This window comes from Chryseobacterium sp. FR054 (genome assembly GCF_056844565.1).
In genome coordinates this window covers 73316-92256 of record NZ_JBXDSA010000003.1, presented here as the reverse complement: position 1 = coordinate 92256, position 18941 = coordinate 73316, and the positions used below count along the sequence as shown (strand labels likewise).

At 38.9% G+C, this 18941-nt stretch carries 19 protein-coding genes; 13 read left to right on the top strand and 6 right to left on the bottom strand.

Annotated elements, in window-relative coordinates; all coding sequences use genetic code 11:
• The first annotated feature begins 318 nt into the window (after window positions 1-318).
• Genes AC106S_RS13165 through AC106S_RS13155 form a run of 3 tightly spaced genes read left to right on the top strand, consistent with a single transcriptional unit; the run spans window position 319 to window position 3830 of the window.
• Window positions 319-1581, top strand: a complete 1263-nt coding sequence (locus tag AC106S_RS13165) for a serine hydrolase domain-containing protein (protein WP_482439706.1) — start codon at window positions 319-321, stop codon at window positions 1579-1581.
• Window positions 1582-1606: 25 nt separating this feature from the next.
• The gene (locus AC106S_RS13160) at window positions 1607-3367 is read left to right on the top strand and encodes an Ig-like domain-containing domain (protein WP_482439705.1); all 1761 of its coding nucleotides are present in this window, start codon (window positions 1607-1609) and stop codon (window positions 3365-3367) included.
• A 4-nt stretch (window positions 3368-3371) separates the two neighbouring features.
• A complete protein-coding gene (locus AC106S_RS13155; protein WP_482439704.1) occupies window positions 3372-3830 on the top strand; it encodes a heme-binding domain-containing protein in 459 nt (152 codons plus the stop codon).
• A 124-nt stretch (window positions 3831-3954) separates the two neighbouring features.
• Here AC106S_RS13155 and AC106S_RS13150 read toward each other — a convergent pair whose 3' ends face one another.
• From AC106S_RS13150 to AC106S_RS13130, 5 genes are all read right to left on the bottom strand, one after another.
• Complete coding sequence (locus tag AC106S_RS13150) at window positions 3955-4467, bottom strand: NUDIX hydrolase (protein ID WP_482439703.1); 513 nt, start codon at window positions 4465-4467, stop codon at window positions 3955-3957.
• Between the two features lie 42 nt (window positions 4468-4509).
• On the bottom strand, window positions 4510-5424 hold the full coding sequence (gene xerD, locus AC106S_RS13145; RefSeq protein WP_482439702.1) for a site-specific tyrosine recombinase XerD: 915 nt from the start codon (window positions 5422-5424) through the stop codon (window positions 4510-4512).
• A 6-nt stretch (window positions 5425-5430) separates the two neighbouring features.
• Window positions 5431-5853, bottom strand: coding sequence for a deoxycytidylate deaminase (locus AC106S_RS13140; RefSeq protein WP_062698645.1), 423 nt, complete (start codon window positions 5851-5853; stop codon window positions 5431-5433).
• A gap of 43 nt (window positions 5854-5896) precedes the next feature.
• A complete protein-coding gene (locus AC106S_RS13135) occupies window positions 5897-6664 on the bottom strand; it encodes an enoyl-CoA hydratase/isomerase family protein (protein WP_482439701.1) in 768 nt (255 codons plus the stop codon).
• A gap of 104 nt (window positions 6665-6768) precedes the next feature.
• Window positions 6769-8256: a catalase gene (locus tag AC106S_RS13130; protein ID WP_482439699.1), complete on the bottom strand. Its 1488-nt coding sequence runs from the start codon at window positions 8254-8256 to the stop codon at window positions 6769-6771.
• Window positions 8257-8388: 132 nt separating this feature from the next.
• Between AC106S_RS13130 and AC106S_RS13125 the strand changes: the two genes are divergently transcribed.
• The 9 genes from AC106S_RS13125 to AC106S_RS13085 all read left to right on the top strand — a co-directional run bounded on the left by AC106S_RS13125 (window position 8389) and on the right by AC106S_RS13085 (window position 16290).
• On the top strand, window positions 8389-9339 hold the full coding sequence (locus AC106S_RS13125) for a LysR substrate-binding domain-containing protein (RefSeq protein WP_062698641.1): 951 nt from the start codon (window positions 8389-8391) through the stop codon (window positions 9337-9339).
• Between the two features lie 232 nt (window positions 9340-9571).
• Entirely contained in the window at window positions 9572-10852 is a 1281-nt protein-coding gene (gene metK / locus AC106S_RS13120; RefSeq protein WP_482439697.1) for a methionine adenosyltransferase, read from the top strand.
• Between the two features lie 84 nt (window positions 10853-10936).
• Window positions 10937-11428, top strand: coding sequence for a hypothetical protein (locus AC106S_RS13115; protein ID WP_482439696.1), 492 nt, complete (start codon window positions 10937-10939; stop codon window positions 11426-11428).
• 197 nt (window positions 11429-11625) lie between these two features.
• Window positions 11626-12216, top strand: a complete 591-nt coding sequence (locus AC106S_RS13110) for an RNA polymerase sigma factor (RefSeq protein ID WP_482439695.1) — start codon at window positions 11626-11628, stop codon at window positions 12214-12216.
• A gap of 200 nt (window positions 12217-12416) precedes the next feature.
• On the top strand, window positions 12417-13112 hold the full coding sequence (locus AC106S_RS13105) for a YjjG family noncanonical pyrimidine nucleotidase (RefSeq protein ID WP_482439694.1): 696 nt from the start codon (window positions 12417-12419) through the stop codon (window positions 13110-13112).
• A gap of 419 nt (window positions 13113-13531) precedes the next feature.
• The gene (locus AC106S_RS13100; protein WP_482439692.1) at window positions 13532-13981 is read left to right on the top strand and encodes a PepSY-like domain-containing protein; all 450 of its coding nucleotides are present in this window, start codon (window positions 13532-13534) and stop codon (window positions 13979-13981) included.
• A 35-nt stretch (window positions 13982-14016) separates the two neighbouring features.
• Window positions 14017-14226: a hypothetical protein gene (locus tag AC106S_RS13095; RefSeq protein WP_482439690.1), complete on the top strand. Its 210-nt coding sequence runs from the start codon at window positions 14017-14019 to the stop codon at window positions 14224-14226.
• A 103-nt stretch (window positions 14227-14329) separates the two neighbouring features.
• Complete coding sequence (locus tag AC106S_RS13090; protein WP_482439689.1) at window positions 14330-15001, top strand: response regulator transcription factor; 672 nt, start codon at window positions 14330-14332, stop codon at window positions 14999-15001.
• Entirely contained in the window at window positions 15001-16290 is a 1290-nt protein-coding gene (locus AC106S_RS13085; protein WP_482439688.1) for a sensor histidine kinase, read from the top strand. The genes AC106S_RS13090 and AC106S_RS13085 overlap by 1 nt, the downstream gene beginning before the upstream one ends.
• A 67-nt stretch (window positions 16291-16357) precedes the next feature.
• Here AC106S_RS13085 and trpS read toward each other — a convergent pair whose 3' ends face one another.
• Window positions 16358-17326 (bottom strand): tryptophan--tRNA ligase, encoded by a 969-nt coding sequence (gene trpS, locus AC106S_RS13080; protein WP_482439686.1) that lies wholly within the window; start codon window positions 17324-17326, stop codon window positions 16358-16360.
• A 141-nt stretch (window positions 17327-17467) separates the two neighbouring features.
• Between trpS and AC106S_RS13075 the strand changes: the two genes are divergently transcribed.
• Complete coding sequence (locus AC106S_RS13075; protein ID WP_482439684.1) at window positions 17468-18829, top strand: hypothetical protein; 1362 nt, start codon at window positions 17468-17470, stop codon at window positions 18827-18829.
• The last annotated feature ends 112 nt before the right edge of the window (window positions 18830-18941 follow it).

Here is an 18941-nt window from a genome sequence, read left to right as displayed (position 1 = left end):
AGGGAACATGATGATAAGGCGGTTTACCCCTTTTTTATTAAACCACAAAAGATCAGATCGGAATACCTTATTTAAAATTGATATTCTGAAAAAACAGAACACATACGCCTTCAAAAATCTTTGATTTTTACTCTTTCTGAGAGCCTTTGTGATGTCATTAATAGCTGTACAGATAGCTTTTGTGGCCAGGTTTAAACATTCCTGATATGATCTCTTTGTCTTTTTATTCTGCGACAATGTTAAATAATTCATAATATCCCTGCCATATCCAACATTTTTTTTACAGTTTTATTAAATTGCCGCTCATTTTTGAATCTCATGAAGACGCGCAATCTTATACTCATTTTAACTGTTTTTTTATCCCTGTTTTCCTGCAAAAAAAAATCTGAATCCAAAGAGGTTCAGGCTGCAAACACGACCGATCTTCCGAACTATGGAAATGTAGATCTGGATAACGTTTTTACAAAAGCAGACGGCCAGATTTCAGATAAGCAGGCATTGGTGGGATATATCGATCAGTATTATAAAAAGATCTGGGAAGGTGGCGATCTGAGCGGAGGAATTCTGGTCGCAAAAGGTGATGAAATCCTGTATGAAAATTACAGAGGTTTCGGAAGAGAGGGAAATCAGATGCCGATTGATAAAAATACACCGCTGCATGTGGCTTCCGTTTCAAAAACCCTGACGGCCATGGCGATGATGAAGCTTGTAGAAGCCGGGAAAATTAAACTTTCAGATCATCTTACCCAGTTTTTTCCGGGCTTCCCTTATCCCAATGTAACGGTACAGACCCTGCTTGACCAAAGAAGCGGCCTCCCGAAATACGAATATTTCATCACGAAAATACAGCCTGCTCCTGCTGAACTTTCAAAAACCTTTCTTACCAATCAGGACATCCTGGATATGATCATTAAATACAAACCTGATATGGCAAGAGATACGGATACCGGTTTTATGTACTGCAATACCAATTTTGCCATGCTGGCGCTGCTGATTGAGAAGGTTACAAAAACACCTTTTCCTCAGGCAATGAAAGAAATGGTTTTCACCCCTTTAAAAATGAACAACAGCTTCATTTTCCAGGAAAAAGATATTCCCACAGCATCCCAGTCTTTCTATTACGGAGCAAACAGACTTTATCCTCTGGACCGTCTGGATCTTATTTACGGAGATAAAAATGTTTATACAACACCCAGAGATCTTTACAATTTTTCAAAGGCCATGTATTCGAAAGATTTTCTAAAGCCCGAACTGATGCAGATGGTTTTCACTCCATACAGCAACGAAAAAGCAGGAATGAATAATTACGGGCTGGGGTTCAGAATGAAGATTTTCGACAATGGCGAGAAGCTTACCTACCATAACGGATGGTGGCATGGAACCAATTCTGTATTTGCCCACCTGCTGAAATCAAAAGTAACCATTGTGGCGATCGGAAACAAATATTCAAACAAAGTCTACACAGCACTTGCATTATCCGGATTATTTGAAGATTTTCCGGTTCAGAAAGATAAGCTTCACAGCGTGATGAATGATAATAAAGATACTTTAGAGGCCGGACGTGAAGTTTATGGAGAATAATGTTTAATTTTGCTTAAATATATTCATGAAAAGACTTCTTTTTTTATTCGTTATCTGTATTCTTGCATTCTCCTGTGCAAGAGTGGGATCTCCGGTTGGAGGCCCTAAAGATACCCTGGCTCCCAAATTTTTAAGCTCAAATATTGACACGACCAGAGTTAATGTAAAAAGAGATATCCGGGAACTCAGGCTGGATTTTGATGAATATGTAACCCTGAAGGATATTAATAAAAACCTGATCATTTCTCCGCCTATTAAACAGATAAAGCGCATCCTTCCGTCCAATATTGCCAATAAGTTTGTTCTGATTCAGTGGGAAGATACATTACAGGCCAATACCACGTATAACTTCAATTTCGGGAATTCTATTGCAGATAATAATGAAGCGAATATCCTGCGTTACTTCAACTTTGCTTTCTCTACGGGAGATAAGCTGGACGATCTGTACGTAAGCGGGGAAATAAGTGATGCCACAGCCATCAAAAAGAAAGCCGGAGGTAATGAAAATAAGCTGGTAGTAGGACTCTACCAGATAAAAGATACGATCAATTACAAACAGAAGCCTTATTATATAACAAAGGTGGATGAGGATGGATACTATGAACTGAACTACCTTTCGCCGGGAAAATATAAGATCATCGCTTTTGATGATGAAAACGGAAATTCTGTTTATGATCCCGGAAAAGAAAAGATTGGATTTCAGAAAGAACCGCTTGATATTGAAAAATCCATTTCAGGTCTTAATCTTAAAGTTTATCCTTCCGGAAAACCATTGAAATACAAAGAAATGAAGGAAAGCCCCGGTGGGGTCCTGATGACTTTTGAAGGGAATCCGGATGATGCAAAGGTTCTTTCCGTTACAGATAAACTTAAAGATGTTAAAGTAACGCACCGCCCAAAATCAGACTCGGTAAGGATCTGGTTTGATGCTGAGAAAAATGATGTGGGACAGACTTCAACTGAAAATCTCAAATTCAGTTATGATATAGGGGTTAAGCAGGATACTGTTTCTGTGTTTTATAAATATAACAAGAAAAATGTAATGGATCTTGATAATGATAACGGAGGTTCTGTTTTGGCGCCGGATTCAGATTTCAAAATAAGATCTGCCTATATCATTGATAAGATCAGTCCTGAAAAATGGACTCTTAAAAGTGACAGCCTTACCACTCAGGAATTTACAGCAAAAATATCTGAAACCAATCCGTACCAGATTCAGATTCACTCGGATTTTGTGAGCGGAAAGAAATACCAGCTCACCATTCCGAAAGAAACGGTATCCTCTTTCTATGCTAAAAATGTACAGTCCAAACGGTTTGATTTCGAAGTAGGCAAAGTTGAAGATTATGGAAGTCTTGAGTTTATGCTTACCAATGTGCCGGATGCCAATTATTGGATCCAGCTTCTGGACTCTTCGGAGAAGGTCGTTTATTCAAGATATACCAAAGGGAATAAGATTAAATTCGATATCCTGAAACCTGATGAGTATATTGTAAGGATACTGGTAGATAATAACGGAAATAAATACTGGGATGAAGCAGATTTCGAAACGGAAACTTTCGCTGAAGATTCTTATATTTTCTATAAAAAGGCCATCGTAAGGGGCTTATGGGAAACCCGTGAAGAATGGGATCTTAAAGACACCAGAACACTGGATAATCCGAAAGGAGCCACTCCTGTGCAGACTGCTTCACCTCCTTCAGAAAAAACACCTGAAAAAACGGTCCGCAAAGAAGTGAATAAAGAACTGAAGTCTGAAACCGCAGTCCTGACTCCTGTAAAATAAAACAATGAAAACGGTAAAGAAAGTCATATTCTGGACTTTGGTTGTTTTTGCCATGATTCAGTTTATTCCGGTAGATAAGGTTAATAAGCCGGTAGATGCTGCGGTAAATTTCGCAGATGTAAATAAGACCCCGGAAAAAGTCAGGACATTAATAAAAGGAGCCTGTTACGACTGTCATTCCAATGAAACGGTTTATCCTAAGTATGCTTATATTGCTCCCGTTTCGTGGTCGGTAAAAAGCCATATCAATGAAGGTAGGGAACATCTTAATTTTTCTGTCTGGGGAACGTATAACAAAGATCTGAAACAAAATATGCTCAGTAAGTCTATCCAGACTGTTCAGGCCAAAACAATGCCTATGCCGGGCTATATTGTCTACCATAAAGAGGCCAATCTTTCAGAAGCAGAAAGGGCACTGCTCATCAGCTATTTTGAAGAAATGCTGAAATCAAAAAGTTACTGATTACTGCCGGTTTTTCCAAAGACTTCTCCGGAAGATTTTTACCATAAAAAACTCCCGCAGATTTTATGAATCCAACAGACTGCTCTGCGGGACCTGTAAAATCTACGGGAGGATATAATATAATTTACTTCTTTAAATAGCTTTCAAAAAACCTCTTCTGAGAATCGAAAGCAATATCAACAGGATCCAGCTGATCCAGCGGAATCCAGATTGCTTCTGAAATTTCCGACAGTTCAAGATTAACTTCAAACTTCTCTGCAACGGTGTATTCATAAAAGAGATCAATTGTATTATAATCAATTTCTTTGTACTGATAAATGTTGGGAAGGCTGGTGATATACTTTAAATTTGAAATATCCACATCAAGCTGAAGCTCTTCAAAAAGTTCTCTTCTGCAGGTTTCTTCCGCACTTTCTCCGGGGTCTACAAAACCTCCGGCCAGATCGAGTTTTCCTTTTTTAGGATCCCGGTTTCTCCGGGTAAGATAAACTTCATCACCACACCGGATAACAACGGCTACGGCACCGGCAACATTGTTGTAAAGCGTAAAACCACATTCGGGACAGCTCCATTTTTTTTCGCCGTCCCAATGCAGTGTTTCTCTGCCACAGCTTGGGCAGTATTTCAATAATTTCATCTGATTATAATTGTTTTTTCAAAGAGCAGATGGACCCTCATTTTACTGAGTAATATTAATATTTCTCGGGTGGTAGCTCAGGATAACATCCCGCAGTTCTTCCGTTTTCAGGTGCGTGTAGATTTCCGTGGTGGTAATGCTTGAATGTCCCAGCATTTCCTGGATATAACGGAGGTCTGCACCATTCTGAAGCAGGTGTGTTGCAAAAGAATGTCTGAAGGTATGCGGAGATATTTTCTTACTTACCCCGGCCTTATCCGTAAGTTCCTTGATGATCAGAAATACGATCACCCTGGACATGGATGTTCCGCGGCTGTTCAGAAACAGCGTGTCCTCATACTTTTTGTTGATTTTACTTTTTGAGCGTACCTCTTTAATGTAGGTTTCCAGAAGTTCAGCAGTATAATCGGCCAGAGGAACAAAACGCGTTTTGTTTCCTTTTCCGTTTACTTTGATGTACTGTTCTTTGAAATTGATATTCGATATTTTAAGATCGATCAGCTCGGATACACGGAGCCCGCATCCATAAAGGACCTCTATAATGCAGTGATTTCTCTTTCCCAGTTCTGTATTTACCTCAATGGCCGCAATAATCTTATTGATATCCTGCAGGCTTAAGGTATCCGGTAAATACAACCCCAGTTTAGGACCTTCAAGAAGTGCCGCAGGATTATCTTCTCTGAACTCGTCTTCAAGTAGAAACTTAAAGAAGGCTTTTATAGAAGAGATCCACCTGGCTTGAGACCTTTCACTGAATTTCTGTTTGGAAAGATTGAAAATATACTCCTGTAAATTTTCGTAGCCTATAGTGTCCGGGCCGACGTTTGCCAGATCTTCTACGGCGTAATCTTTTAATTTTTTAATGTCTCGAATATAGGCATCGAGAGTGTTTTCTGAAAAATTTCTTTCGAAACGAAGAAATATTTCAAAATCTTTGATCTTTTCATCCCAAGTCATTTGTGCTTATTTTTTTAGTTCACAGTCCGATATTTGTTCTATTTCAATGTTATGGTTTCTCAGGAACGATATTCCGTCGTCATCCGAATACTCATTAATATACACCAGTCTTGTAATTCCTGCCTGCAGGATCAGTTTGCTGCATTCTTTGCACGGCGAAAGTGTTAAATATAACGTCGCACCATGAGCAGACTGAGTGGAAGCGGCCAGTTTTAATATGGCATTGGCTTCTGCATGAAGTACATACCAGTGTGTTTTTCCCTCTTCATCTTCACAGCAGTTTTCGAACCCCGAAGGAGTTCCGTTGTAACCATCTGAAATAATCATCCTATCTTTTACGATAAGAGCTCCTACCTGTTTTCTCTTACAGTAGGATAGTTTTGCCCATTCCTGGGCCATTTTTAGATAAGCTTTGTCAAACTTATTCATACCGCAGCATTAGTTTTTTCGAAATAATTTGGATTAAAAATCTTTAGAAGTTGGGCTTTCTTTTCTCAAGGAAAGCGGTCACTCCTTCTTTCTTATCTGCCATATCAAAAAGCTTTCCGAAAGATTGGATCTCTGTTTCAAAGCCTTTATCCGTGTCAGATAAGTTTACGGCCTGTATGGCCTTGGAAATTGCCATTGGTGAGTTGGTGGCAATGGTTCCTGCTAATTCTTTTGTTTTGGTTAATAAATCTTCAATAGGGTATACTTCATTTACCAGTCCGATCTCTTTTGCTTTCTGCGCCGGGATCATTTTGGCTGAGAAGATCATTTCGTTGGCAATACCTTTTCCTACAAGCTTCGGAAGCCTTTGAGTTCCTCCATAACCGGGAATAAGTCCTAAGGTTACTTCAGGAAGTCCGAGTCTGGCATTTTCCGATGCATATCTGATATGGCATGCCATAGCAAGCTCTAAACCTCCCCCTAATGCAAAACCGTTTACGGCAGCAATTACAGGTTTAGATAGGTTTTCAATTTTGTTGAACAGGGTGTTTTGCCCGTTTCTGGCCAGTTCCTCGGCTTTTTCCTGTCCAAAATCACTGAATTCTTTAATATCTGCCCCGGCAACAAATGATTTCTCTCCGCTTCCTGTCAGAATAATCACTCTGCAGGTATTGTCTGCGTTAAGTTCATCCATTGCAGAACTGATTTCCTGAATCGTTTTTGCATTTAAAGCGTTTAAACTTTCAGGTCTGTTTATGGTGATAACAGCTAGTTTGTCCTCTTTTTCTAATAATATATTATCGTAACTCATTTTCCACTTTGAAATATTATTTTCTGCAAATTATGAATTTTTTATAAAAAAAAGGAAAAAATGTTAGTTTTTTTTCCTTTTAATTGATTTATCTTTCAAAATACTTATTTTGAGTGATTCATCATATTTGCATCAATGTTGATGTTCAGCTGTGATGCCACTTTCATGCCAAGCTCTATATTTGTCCTGAAAAAGTGACATAACTGGCGGTTGATAATTTCATCTCTCTTAGGCCCGCTGATGCTCTTCATACTTCCCACAATATTACTGATCAGGTGTTCCCTGTCTTCAGCAGTCATTGCTTTTGTATATAAAAGTCCAGGCTGGGTATAGTGATCGTCATCGTTTTCATTTCGGTTGTAGTAGGCTACATGAGCGCTATCCAGTTCATACTCATAGCCTTTGTAGGCAGGATCAGGTTTGATGTCATCAAAGCTGTTCGGGTAATAATTCGGTTTATCCTGATAGTGGCTTGAATCTGCCATAAATCCATCACGTTGGTAATTGTTAACAGCAAAAGGGCAGCGGTTCACTTCCAGCTGGTGGGCATTTACCCCCACTCTGTATCTGTGGGCATCCGGATAGGAGAATAATCTTCCCTGAAGCATTTTATCCGGTGAAAAGCTGATTCCGTCAATCAGGCTGCTCGGTGAGAAAGCGGACTGTTCCACATGGGCGAAATAGTTGACAGGCACTTCATTCAGCTCCATTTCTCCCACTTCAATTAACGGGAAATCGTCATGAGACCATACTTTGGTAACATCAAAAGGGTTCCATCTGAAATCTCTGGCCTGTTCCTCTGTCATTACCTGAATATACATTGTCCATTTAGGAAAATCTCCGTTTTCAATTGCACTGCAGAGATCTTCCTGAGCGAAATCAGGATTTTCTCCTGCCATCTTTACAGCATCTGCATCCGTGAAGTTTTTGATTCCCTGTTTGGTTTTAAAGTGGAATTTTACCCATACTCTTTCATTCTGACTGTTGATCATGGAAAAAGTATGAGACCCGAATCCGTGCATATGTCTGTAACCATAAGGAGTTCCTCTGTCAGACATCAGAATAAGGACCTGGTGAAGGGATTCAGGGTTAAGACTCCAGAAATCCCACATCATCGTAGCGCTTTTCAGATTGGTTTTCGGTACTCTTTTCTGAGTGTGGATAAAGTCCGGGAATTTTTTGGCATCTTTGATAAAAAACACTGGGGTATTGTTGCCTACAAGGTCCCAGTTTCCGTCCTCAGTATAAAATTTTAAAGCAAATCCTCTCGGATCTCTTGCGGTATCTGCACTTCCTTTTTCGCCTCCCACAGTAGAGAACCGGGCAAACATTCTGCACGAATTTCCTGCTTTTGAAAATAATTTGGCTCTGGTGTACCGGCTGATATCATGGGTCACGGTAAATGTTCCGTATGCTCCGCTCCCTTTGGCATGTACAATCCTTTCAGGGATTCTTTCTCTAACGAAATGTGCAAGATTTTCCTGAAGGATAAAATCCTGAAGGAGTACCGGACCTCTCGGACCTACGGTCTGGGAGTCCTGATGTTCAAAATAAGGAGCGCCGTTGCTCAGCGTTAATTTTTTAGAATCCATATAGTTATGATTTGTATGATTGTTTTCCCTTGTATGCTGTTATATACAGACGTATTAAATATCAAATTTACTTGAATTTTTGATTGCTGATAGCAAAAACATCATATCTTTGTAATAGATAATATTAATCAGATGAACATTCAGCAATTGGAGTATCTTATCGCAGTAGATAAGTATAAACATTTTGGTAAAGCGGCTCAGGCATGCTTCATTACACAGCCTACCCTAAGTGCAATGATACAAAAATTTGAGGATGAACTGGATGTGAAAGTTTTCGACAGAACCACGCACCCGATCCGTACCACGGATGTTGGCCTTCAGATCATTGATCAGGCAAAGGTAATAATAGAATCTGTCAATGAACTGAAAAATAAAGCCAATCTTTTAAATAATATTCTGGGCGGTACCATCAATCTGGGAATCATTCCTACCGTTTCTTCTTTCATCCTGCCCACTGAAATTTTTAAATTCCTGGAACAGAATCCGAAAATCCAGATGAATGTAAAGGAAATGACTACGGATAATATTATCAAAGCGCTCAAAGCAGGTGAACTGGATGCAGGAATTATCTCTACTCCTTATGATACCGCAGATGAGTTTTACCAGGATTTCCTGTTCAATGAAGAGCTGATGATATACAGTTCCAACACGGAAGCCAATAAAAAGAATTCATACATTATTCCTGAAGAACTGAATGTGGAAAAAGTATGGCTTCTGGAAGAAGGAAACTGTCTGAGAAACCAGTTTGAAAATATCTGCCACCTGAAAGAAAATACTCTGAAGCCTAAAAATTTAGATTTCCTGGCATCCAACATTCAGACTCTGGTGCATATGGTAGACAAAGTGGGAGGAATCAGTATTCTGCCTGAATTGGCATTGAGCCAGCTTTCCGAAGAACAGAAGAAAAATGTGTTCAGGTTCAAAAAACCTTTCCCATACAGGGAGATCAGCATTATTTATTATAAGCCTACCTTCAAGCAGAAGATCATAGACGAATTATCACACTCTATTAAAAATTCTCTGGAACTTAAACTGAACTATCACGAAAGTCCTAAAGAATTTGTGAGCATCAAGCCGCAGTAAGCGAAGAGCTTAAAATGATATAAGTCATTAATTTCAAGAAAAATATAATTAATAAACAAAAATTTTGAGTATTAAGAAAATAGTACTTAAATTTGCACACGTTTATGAACGAGGAAAAATTTGACCTGATTGCAACCTCTATAAAAAAATGCTAAAACAGTATTTCTTTTCCCGGGCAATTTATTCTTAATTTTCTTCCTCTATTTTTTTAATCTAAAAAACAAAGAATAATATGTCTTATTTATTTACGTCTGAATCAGTTTCAGAAGGACACCCGGATAAAATTGCCGATCAGATTTCCGATGCATTAATCGATCATTTTCTGGCTTATGACAAAAACTCTAAGGTGGCCTGTGAAACACTGGTAACAACCGGACAGGTTGTGCTGGCCGGAGAAGTAAAATCTGATGCCTATCTTGATGTGCAGACTATTGCAAGAGAAGTAATCAACGGAATAGGGTATACGAAAGGAGAATATATGTTTAACGGAGATTCGTGCGGAGTTATTTCTGCCATTCACGAACAGTCTCCGGATATTAATAAGGGAGTTGACAGAGCGGTAGCGGATGAATCTTTTGATGCTAAAGCAAATGCTCAGGGAGCAGGAGACCAGGGAATGATGTTCGGATATGCTACCAACGAAACTGCCAACTATATGCCGCTTGCGTTAGATCTTGCGCACACCATTCTTAAAGAACTTTCCGCAATCCGAAGAGAAAATAAAGAGATTACCTACCTACGTCCTGATGCAAAAAGCCAGGTAACGATTGAGTATTCTGATGACCACAAGCCGGTAAGAATTGATTCTATCGTAGTTTCTACCCAGCATGATGATTTCGGAACAGAGGAGGAAATGCTGAACAAAATCCGTGAAGATATCAGGAATATCCTTATTCCAAGAGTGGTAGCACAGCAGCCTGATGATATTAAAGCTTTATTCAATGACGGGATCAAATATCACATCAACCCGACAGGGAAATTTGTAATCGGTGGTCCCCACGGAGATACAGGTCTTACAGGAAGAAAGATCATTGTAGATACCTACGGAGGTAAAGGAGCGCACGGAGGTGGAGCTTTCTCAGGAAAAGATCCGTCAAAAGTAGACCGCAGTGCAGCGTATGCAACAAGACACATTGCCAAAAACCTTGTAGCGGCGGGAGTTGCTGATGAAGTTCTGGTACAGGTTTCTTATGCAATCGGAGTCGCTGAACCTTGTGGTTTATATATCAATACTTACGGAACAGCCAAAGTGGATCTTCACGATGGGGATATCGCTAAAAAAGTATCTTCCATCTTTGATTTAAGGCCTTACGCTATCGAACAGCATCTGAAATTAAGAAACCCGATTTACCAGGAAACAGCTTCTTACGGACATATGGGGAAAGAGCACTATATAGCTGACAAAACGTTCAACAAAGGACAGAAAAATGAACTTACCCTCAAGGATCTGGAGTTCTTTACATGGGAAAAACTTGACAAAGTAGACGAAATTAAAGCCACTTTCGGAATTTAATTTTCTCTCCATCAGAATAAACAGGACTGCTTTATCTCAGGATAAGGCAGTTTTTTTTAATTTTACACCCTAAATAGATTAAAGATGATGAGTTTTAGAACAGCAGTTACCTTATTTTCCGTGTTTTTCCTTAGTATGACAGCTAAAGCGCAATACACCATGCATAAAATGATCAGCGTAGGATATACATACCAGAATCAGAGTTTTGGAGAAGTGGGCGGAAAACTGCTTTTCCTGAAGAATGATGATGTAATTTACAGGCTGGGCGGATCTGCCATGATGGGGTCTGCCGATTCAAAATTTGCCATAATGCCCAAACTCCAGGCCGATGTTCTTCTTAACTTCGAAAAGAATGTAGATTTTTATCATTCTTATTATTTTCTGGTAGGAGCAGAGGGAACCAATAAATATATTGCCCCTAAAATCGGGATGACGCTTTTCGGGATACTGGATCTTACCGGAGGGTATGCTTTTCCGGTAGGAAATGCCAGATTAAACGGAAAAGAGATGAAGGGTTTAAATATTAATTTTACATTAAATATCCCTACTGTCTTCCTTCATGACATGTTTAAATGATTTTTTTTAAATTCTTTTGTAAAAATTTAATAATAGGTTAACAGTTATTAAAAAATTATTATATTTACACCATATAATAATTGTACCGCCTATTGATTTTACTTTACTCTGAAAAACTGTTTTGTATTTACAGCTAGGACCAGATGAAATATCTGGAGGATTGCTGGTCTGCAAATATTTTATTATTGAGAAGAGTTATGAAATCAAAATCGGACAGCTTACTAATTTCCCTTTATCAGAAAGGAGACGAGGAGGCCTTATCAACCCTTATCCATCGTCATCAGAGAGAACTGTTTACATTCATTTTTTACAAAATTAATGATGAAGATCTGGCCAATGATGTCTTTCAGGATACATTCATAAAAATTATTGTGATGTTGAAAGAAGGGCGTTACAACGAAGAAGGAAAATTTATTCTTTGGGCAAAGAGGATCGCGCACAACCTTATTATTGATCATTTCAGAGTGAAAGCCAAAAACGTTAAAGTTTCAGAAACTACTTTTGAAACCGACGAGTATTCTATTTTTGACCTGATCAGAGAACCCTCGGAAAATATTGAAGATCACCTGGTGACGCTTCAGATTCAGGAAGACCTGTTAAAAATGCTTCAGTTTCTGCCTCAGAACCAGCAGGAAGTTATTAAACTGAGATTTTTTGACGGATTAAGCTTCAAAGAAATCGCCGATCATACCAATATGAGTATCAATACCACCCTGGGCAGAGTGCGGTATGCACTGATTAACCTGAGAAAAATCATGGACGAAAATAATATTGTATTGACACGATAGGATAATATTTTTAAAATTTTCACGTTTAAAGGAAAACATACTTCGCCTATGAAAAAAAATGATTCCTTAAAAGTGAAAACTTTGAAACCTAAGAAACAAACAATTGATTTTTTGCTCAGCTATTCCAAAAGCCTTGAGGTAGTAAAAACCAGGGCCAGGAATTATCCGATTTCCAAAAATTAAAATTAACTTTGTGCTGTATGAAAATGCAGCACGTTTATTTTGATCTCGACAATACACTGTGGGATCACCGCAGAAATGCCTATCTTACGATTAAAGACCTTTTCGAAGCACAGCAAATCTCTCTGAAGTATCATATTGACTTTGAAGAGTTTCATGCTGTATACCATGATATCAATGAAGAACTCTGGGAAAAGATCAGAGACGGGATTATTGGTAAGGAATACCTGAGAGAACACCGCTTTTATGATACCTTCCTGCATTTTGGAGTTGAGAATAAAGAACTCGCTCTTTATTTTGAAGAAAACTTTCTCGACAATATTGTAGGGTATAATGAACTGGTGGAAGGAGCCCGGGATGTATTGGAATATCTGAAGGCAAAGAATTACACGCTGCATATTATTTCCAACGGCTTCCAGGAAGTAACCGAAAGAAAATGTACCCTGTCGGGAATAGCTCCCTATTTCAGAACCATTACCAGTGCCGATGCCATAGGAGTAAGAAAACCTGATCCTAAGATTTTCGAATATTCCTTAGGGCTTTCTGATGCGAAAAAAGAAGAAAGTATCCTCATTGGTGACGACTGGATTGCCGATGCTATGGGAGCCACAGACTTCGGGATGGATGCCATATTCTTCAATGTTTATAAGGAAGATAGGCAGAGGGATGGCCTGAAAGCCATTACCCATCTTCAACAGATTAAAGAATATCTGTAATAACTTTTAACATAGAATGATCTGTTGATTTGTGAGGTTATTTTTATCTCTTACAGATCAGCAGATGGTTGTACTAATATAAACGTTATAGGTTTCAAAAACCTATAACGTTTTAAAGCAAAATAATACGCAGAAAGTAAAAGACCTGCGTTATCCGCCCGATCTGCGAGCGAAAAATTCTCTCATATATCACCCGATTTTTTAATTGGTTAATATATCCACTTCATCAAATCAACGGAGTTGATTCCTCTTTGTTTCCTGAAATCAACAATGTCAATCATCAGCTTTGCGCGGAAGAAGTACATTGATCATAACCAATATCTATATTCTTATTTTTTCATCCATTTTTTTCGTTTCCCAATTCTTTCCCAAATTGATTCTGAACTTTGCTTCAGAATAACAACAGAAAATATAGAATTATGAAAAATGTAAGAAAAATTACCGGAGCATTTATTTTGATCTTTATGATGACAAGTGGTTTTATATTCGCCCAGGACAGAGCTATTAATGCCGGCCAGCTTCCTAAAACAGCAAAGAATTTTCTTGCTGCCAATTTCAAAGGGATTGCTGTGGGTTCAGCTGTTGAAGACAGAGCCATCTACGGAGTTGACGAATACAAAGTATACCTGGGTAACGGAATGAAGGTGGAATTTGACAGCAGCGGAAACTGGAAAGAAGTAGACGGAAAGCATCAGAAGCTGCCTTACGGATTCATCCCCGTTTCCATCAGGAATTATGCATCCAAAAACTTCCCGAATACATATATCGTAAAAATCGAGAAAGAAAGATGGTCTTACAAGGCCGAGCTTTCGAATGGCCTGGACCTGGAGTTCGACAAAAACGGAAACTTCAGAAAAATTGACGACTAATATAATTTATTGATAACACCTTAAATCCTGATATTATGGTAAACTGGAATATAATCCGAGGAAAAGCAGAAAATACCTCTTCCGGGAGAATTAGAAAAACGATCGTGTCTTTTTTAACAAGACATTATCCGTGCAGCATTGTAGTCTCTGTTGAAAAAGGGTTCAATGCTTATAAAATAAGCCTGATGAATGGCCTCTGCTTCATTTTTGATGCAGACGGAAGACATATAAAAACTCATTTTTAAAGAACAGATCAGTTATAGCCTCCACAACGGAGGTTATAATTTTATATATTTGATAGAATTTAATGTTGAACCCTGCCGGTGGCTGCAGATAAATGACCGCTGTATGAAGATTTTAATTATTGAAGACGAACCGGAGCTGAGAGAAACCGTACAGAGCTTTCTGGAGGCAGAACACTTTATTGTGGAATATGCTCCGGATTACAGCTCCGGACTGGACAAGATCATCTCCTATGAATATGACTGCATTCTTCTGGATATTATGCTGCCGGACGGAAACGGTATTGAGCTGCTGAGAGAGATCAAAAAAATGCATAAAAAAGATCCTGTAATTATTTTATCAGCCAAAGATTCTGTGGACGATAAAGTAGCCGGGCTGGAAATAGGTGCGGATGATTATCTGGCCAAGCCGTTTCACCTGGCAGAACTGATGGCGAGAATAAGGTCTGTGATCCGGAGAAAAAATCAGGATGGAGAAAATACAATCGTATATAAGAATATTTCCATTGATCCCGAGAACAGAATTGTAAAAGTAGGCGGTGAGGAACTGGTTCTGAACAGGAAAGAATATGATCTGCTGTATTATTTTGTCATTCAGCCGGAAAAAACACTTCAGAAAACCACTCTGGCAGAAGCGATATGGGGCGATTACATCGATCAGGCAGACAGTCTGGATTTTATTTATTCACAGATTAAGAATCTCCGCAAAAAACTGAAAACACTCCACGCGGAAGCCGATTTTCAGGCTGTTTACGGGATAGGCTATAAATTTGTCTGATGAAAGTTTCGTTAAAATATTATACCATAAAATACCTGATTGTTATCCTTCTGCTCATTATTGCAGTCTGGGCCGGGCTTTTTTATGCCTATATTCTGGATGAGGTTTACGATAATGTGGATGATGGGCTTAAAGACCGGAAAATACAGATCATTAAAGCGGTTTACCTTGATCCGAAACTGCTGGACAGCAAAGATTTCGGATTTAATGAATTTAAGATCAGACCCATTACAGAAACGGAATACAGGGAGAAAAACAGGCTCTACAACAAGATGTTTTACATGGAGTATGACGATAAAGACCAGCCTTACAGAGTCCTTGAAACGGATTTTATCGATCAGTTCGGGAAAAAACAGCGCCTGGAAATACGGACATCTACCGTAGAACAGGATGAGCTGGTGTATGATCTTACAACAGCTTTGATTGTGCTGTATATTCTTCTTGTTATCAGTATTGTAGTGGTCAACGGTTATCTGCTCAATAAAGCGATGCGTCCGTTTTATGCCATTCTGGAAAAGCTTAAAAAATATCAGTTCGGGAGCTCTGCCGTTCAGGAGATCCGGGATTATTCAATAACAGAGTTTGAAGAGCTGAATGTAGAGATCAACGGAATGATTGAGCGGAATGAGCTGGTATTTCATCAGCAGAAACAGTTCATCGAAAATGCATCACACGAACTTCAGACTCCGCTGGCGATTGTAATCAACAAGATTGATCTGGCCATTCAGAATGAAAATCCTGACAAAAACAGTCTTCTTTTGCTTACAGAAGTAAAAAGCGATCTTAGGAGGATGGCCGGACTGAATAAATCGCTGCTGATGCTTTCCAAAATTGAAAACAGCCAGTTCAGCCAAACCTCGAAACTGGATTTTAATGAAAAGATCTCCGGTCTGGTAAAGAGCTACGAAGATTTTACTGATTTTAAAAAAATTAAGGTAAATATAGAGGAAAAAGGCTACTTTATCGCCGATTTCAATCCTGATCTTGCGGAAATTCTGCTTTCCAATCTGCTTAAAAATGCAGTGAAATACACCCATCAGGAGGGAACCGTAGAGATTATCGTGGAGGATAACAGACTGACCTTCCGGAATACCGGAGTTTCAGAACCTCTGGATTCTTCAAGGATTTTTACCCGTTTCTATAAACAGGGATCAGATCACAGCTCTACCGGACTTGGGCTGTCGATTATCAGAACAATCATCCGGCAATACCCCGGTTGGGATATTATTTATCGGTTTGAAGAGGGCATGCATTCCTTCATTCTTACAAAAGCTATAATTCAGTATTGATTTTTCAGCAAAAAATAACGGCTGTCCCAAAACCGGACAGCCGTTTTCTTATGGATGAAACTTAGCATTAAAATCCTAAGCTTGTTCTTACTCTTTTCAGGGTTTCCAGGGCAACCGGTCTTGTTTTTTCGGCACCCTGCTGTAATTTTGCTTCCAGTTCATCAAGGTTGTTCATATAATAATTGAACGTTTCCCTTTCTTTGGCAAAACGCACCATAATAAGATCCAGCAGCTCTTTTTTAGCATGTCCGTATCCGAAATTTCCGGCAAGATACCTGGCTCTTAATTCCTCCGTCTGTTCAGGAGTGGCAATCAGCTGATAGATCGCAAAAACTTTGTCGGTTTCAGGATCCTTAGGTTCTTCCAGGGCTTTGGAATCCGTTTCAATGCTCATGACCTGTTTTTTCAGTTCCTTTTCAGGAAGGAAGATATTGATGATGTTTCCTCTGGATTTAGACATCTTCTGGCCATCCGTTCCGGGAACATATTTCGTGTCTTCCTGAAGTTCAGATTGTGGAAGAACAAGAATTTCTCCCATCTGGTTGTTGAATCTGGCGGCCACATCTCTTGCAAATTCCAGATGCTGAAGCTGGTCTTTTCCTACGGGAACGATCTCTGCATCATACAGTAAAATATCTGCTGCCATCAGGATCGGGTAGGTAAATAAACCCGCATTCACGTCCTGAAGACGGTCTGCTTTATCCTTGAATGAATGTGCCAGTGTTAATCTTTGGTAAGGGAAAAAACATGATAAATGCCAAGATAGTTCACAGGTTTCAGGGATGTCACTCTGTCTGTAAAAGAATGTTTTTTCGGTGTCCAGCCCACAAGCAAGCCAAGCCGCAGCAATTTCGTAGGTATTCTGTCTTAACGTCTGCGCATCCTTAATCTGGGTAAGGGTGTGAAGATTCGCAATAAATAAAAATGATTCATTTCCTTCCTGCTTGGAAAGTTCAATAGCAGGAATAATCGCCCCAAGCAGATTTCCAAGATGGGGGGTTCCGGTGGCTTGAATGCCGGTAAGAATTCTTGACATTTGTTTTAAATTATCTGATTAAAAAATAAAAAGCAAAAATACTAAAGATTGAAGTGGCAGGCAAATTCTTTTTGAACCCTGATATTTTTAGAAACCTCTGTATAGGATTTTTAGATTATATTTGTAAAAACACCATTTTATATGGAAAATAACCATTTCCTTTCATCAAAGCTTTTCAAAGCTCTTAAAAGTCTCTGGATCTTATTTCTTATCTGTCTGGTTACGGATTTTGTGACCCGGTATTTTGATCCTGAACAGCCGAATACCTTCTCTAAAATTCTGGATAATCTGTCTTATGCAGTTAACGCATTGTTTTTTCTATGGTATTTTATAGTGAATAAGCGGTGGAAATCCGTACTGATCAGTCTTCCGTTTCTGCTGATGTTCTGCTTTTTTATGAAGGATATCCGTGATATGGTGGATTATTATATTCCGTTTGAGCAAAAGATCAACTCTGTTACCCTGAGAAAATGGACCTATCTTATCCTGCAGCTTATTGTAGTCTGGGTGATCGCCAAAAGATATCAGGCAGAAGAAAAGACCGGCAGTAAATACATTATGGTGAAACTTTTTGTGCTGAATTTAGCTTTGTTTTCACTATATCATTCGGATTTAGGATTTATAGAAAACCTGATCGGTTCTGCTTCCTATAATTCAAAATCAACAGAATTTATCGTCACTTTCATCTACTATTTCCTCAGCAGTATCAAAAGTACAGCTTATCTGGGATCATTTTTATTTTTAACGGGATGTATCGTGAGAGGGGAGAATATCTATACTTTTTCTAAAAATGCCCTGGAATATGCAGGCCGTTATTTCTGGATCACATCTTTCATCATGATCACCTGTGTGATATTTGTCTTTTTTGCCCTTCTTGAAAGCGCATTTAAGCTGGAACTGGATTTCCTCGGCAAGAATATGAATATGTTCGGGTGGATCAGCACGATCGTTCTGGTTGTACTTTTCATCATCAGTTCCAGGTTTACGGGACAATTCTTAAAAGAAAGAAGTATTCTGAAAAATAAATATTACGGAGCTGCGGGTGCTTCGGTCTGGATTCCGGTGATCAACATTATTTCGCTTCTGATGATCCGGTTTGATGACAAAATTAAATTTCTGGCTCCTGCCCATGTCGGTAAAGCAAAGAAAATACACCTTGCCGTTATCGTATTGCTTTTGTTGTTTCAGTTTAGAAAAGGAATCATGGCCGGAAAAACGGATGATATTCTGTCGTGCATTATTTATATTGCCGCTTTCATTACCGTGGCATACATCAAAAAATTCACCTGGGTTTTCCCTTTAGTTTTGGCACTGATCGTAACAGCTATAAAAGTATATCCTTTCTACAACGAACTTTATGCACAGGAGTTTATTTTTAAAGACTATGTGATGGACTTCCTTAAAAATACGGCTTCCATTACCCTGGTCCTTACTGTGATTGTCTTTTACGGAATTTATTACATTGCCTACCAGACGCTCAATGACAAAAAAATAAAAGCTTAAAGTAGGTTTCCGTTCTGTTGGAAACATTAAGGTCTTTAAGTTTTAAGATGAGCTAAGGAAAAAATCATTTTTTTTTAAGCAGGATTTCGCATGAAGACTTTCTTCTTTCAGC

Bases quoted from the DNA above. Each gene is read 5' to 3' on its own strand.
- AC106S_RS13165 (WP_482439706.1), top strand. From the start codon at position 319: ATGAAGACGCGCAATCTTATACTCATTTTAACTGTTTTTTTATCCCTG.
- AC106S_RS13160 (WP_482439705.1), top strand. From the start codon at position 1,607: ATGAAAAGACTTCTTTTTTTATTCGTTATCTGTATTCTTGCATTCTCC.
- AC106S_RS13155 (WP_482439704.1), top strand. From the start codon at position 3,372: ATGAAAACGGTAAAGAAAGTCATATTCTGGACTTTGGTTGTTTTTGCC.
- AC106S_RS13150 (WP_482439703.1), bottom strand. From the start codon at position 4,467: ATGAAATTATTGAAATACTGCCCAAGCTGTGGCAGAGAAACACTGCAT.
- xerD (WP_482439702.1), bottom strand. From the start codon at position 5,424: ATGACTTGGGATGAAAAGATCAAAGATTTTGAAATATTTCTTCGTTTC.
- AC106S_RS13140 (WP_062698645.1), bottom strand. From the start codon at position 5,853: ATGAATAAGTTTGACAAAGCTTATCTAAAAATGGCCCAGGAATGGGCA.
- AC106S_RS13135 (WP_482439701.1), bottom strand. From the start codon at position 6,664: ATGAGTTACGATAATATATTATTAGAAAAAGAGGACAAACTAGCTGTT.
- AC106S_RS13130 (WP_482439699.1), bottom strand. From the start codon at position 8,256: ATGGATTCTAAAAAATTAACGCTGAGCAACGGCGCTCCTTATTTTGAA.
- AC106S_RS13125 (WP_062698641.1), top strand. From the start codon at position 8,389: ATGAACATTCAGCAATTGGAGTATCTTATCGCAGTAGATAAGTATAAA.
- metK (WP_482439697.1), top strand. From the start codon at position 9,572: ATGTCTTATTTATTTACGTCTGAATCAGTTTCAGAAGGACACCCGGAT.
- AC106S_RS13115 (WP_482439696.1), top strand. From the start codon at position 10,937: ATGATGAGTTTTAGAACAGCAGTTACCTTATTTTCCGTGTTTTTCCTT.
- AC106S_RS13110 (WP_482439695.1), top strand. From the start codon at position 11,626: ATGAAATCAAAATCGGACAGCTTACTAATTTCCCTTTATCAGAAAGGA.
- AC106S_RS13105 (WP_482439694.1), top strand. From the start codon at position 12,417: ATGAAAATGCAGCACGTTTATTTTGATCTCGACAATACACTGTGGGAT.
- AC106S_RS13100 (WP_482439692.1), top strand. From the start codon at position 13,532: ATGAAAAATGTAAGAAAAATTACCGGAGCATTTATTTTGATCTTTATG.
- AC106S_RS13095 (WP_482439690.1), top strand. From the start codon at position 14,017: ATGGTAAACTGGAATATAATCCGAGGAAAAGCAGAAAATACCTCTTCC.
- AC106S_RS13090 (WP_482439689.1), top strand. From the start codon at position 14,330: ATGAAGATTTTAATTATTGAAGACGAACCGGAGCTGAGAGAAACCGTA.
- AC106S_RS13085 (WP_482439688.1), top strand. From the start codon at position 15,001: ATGAAAGTTTCGTTAAAATATTATACCATAAAATACCTGATTGTTATC.
- trpS (WP_482439686.1), bottom strand. From the start codon at position 17,326: ATGTCAAGAATTCTTACCGGCATTCAAGCCACCGGAACCCCCCATCTT.
- AC106S_RS13075 (WP_482439684.1), top strand. From the start codon at position 17,468: ATGGAAAATAACCATTTCCTTTCATCAAAGCTTTTCAAAGCTCTTAAA.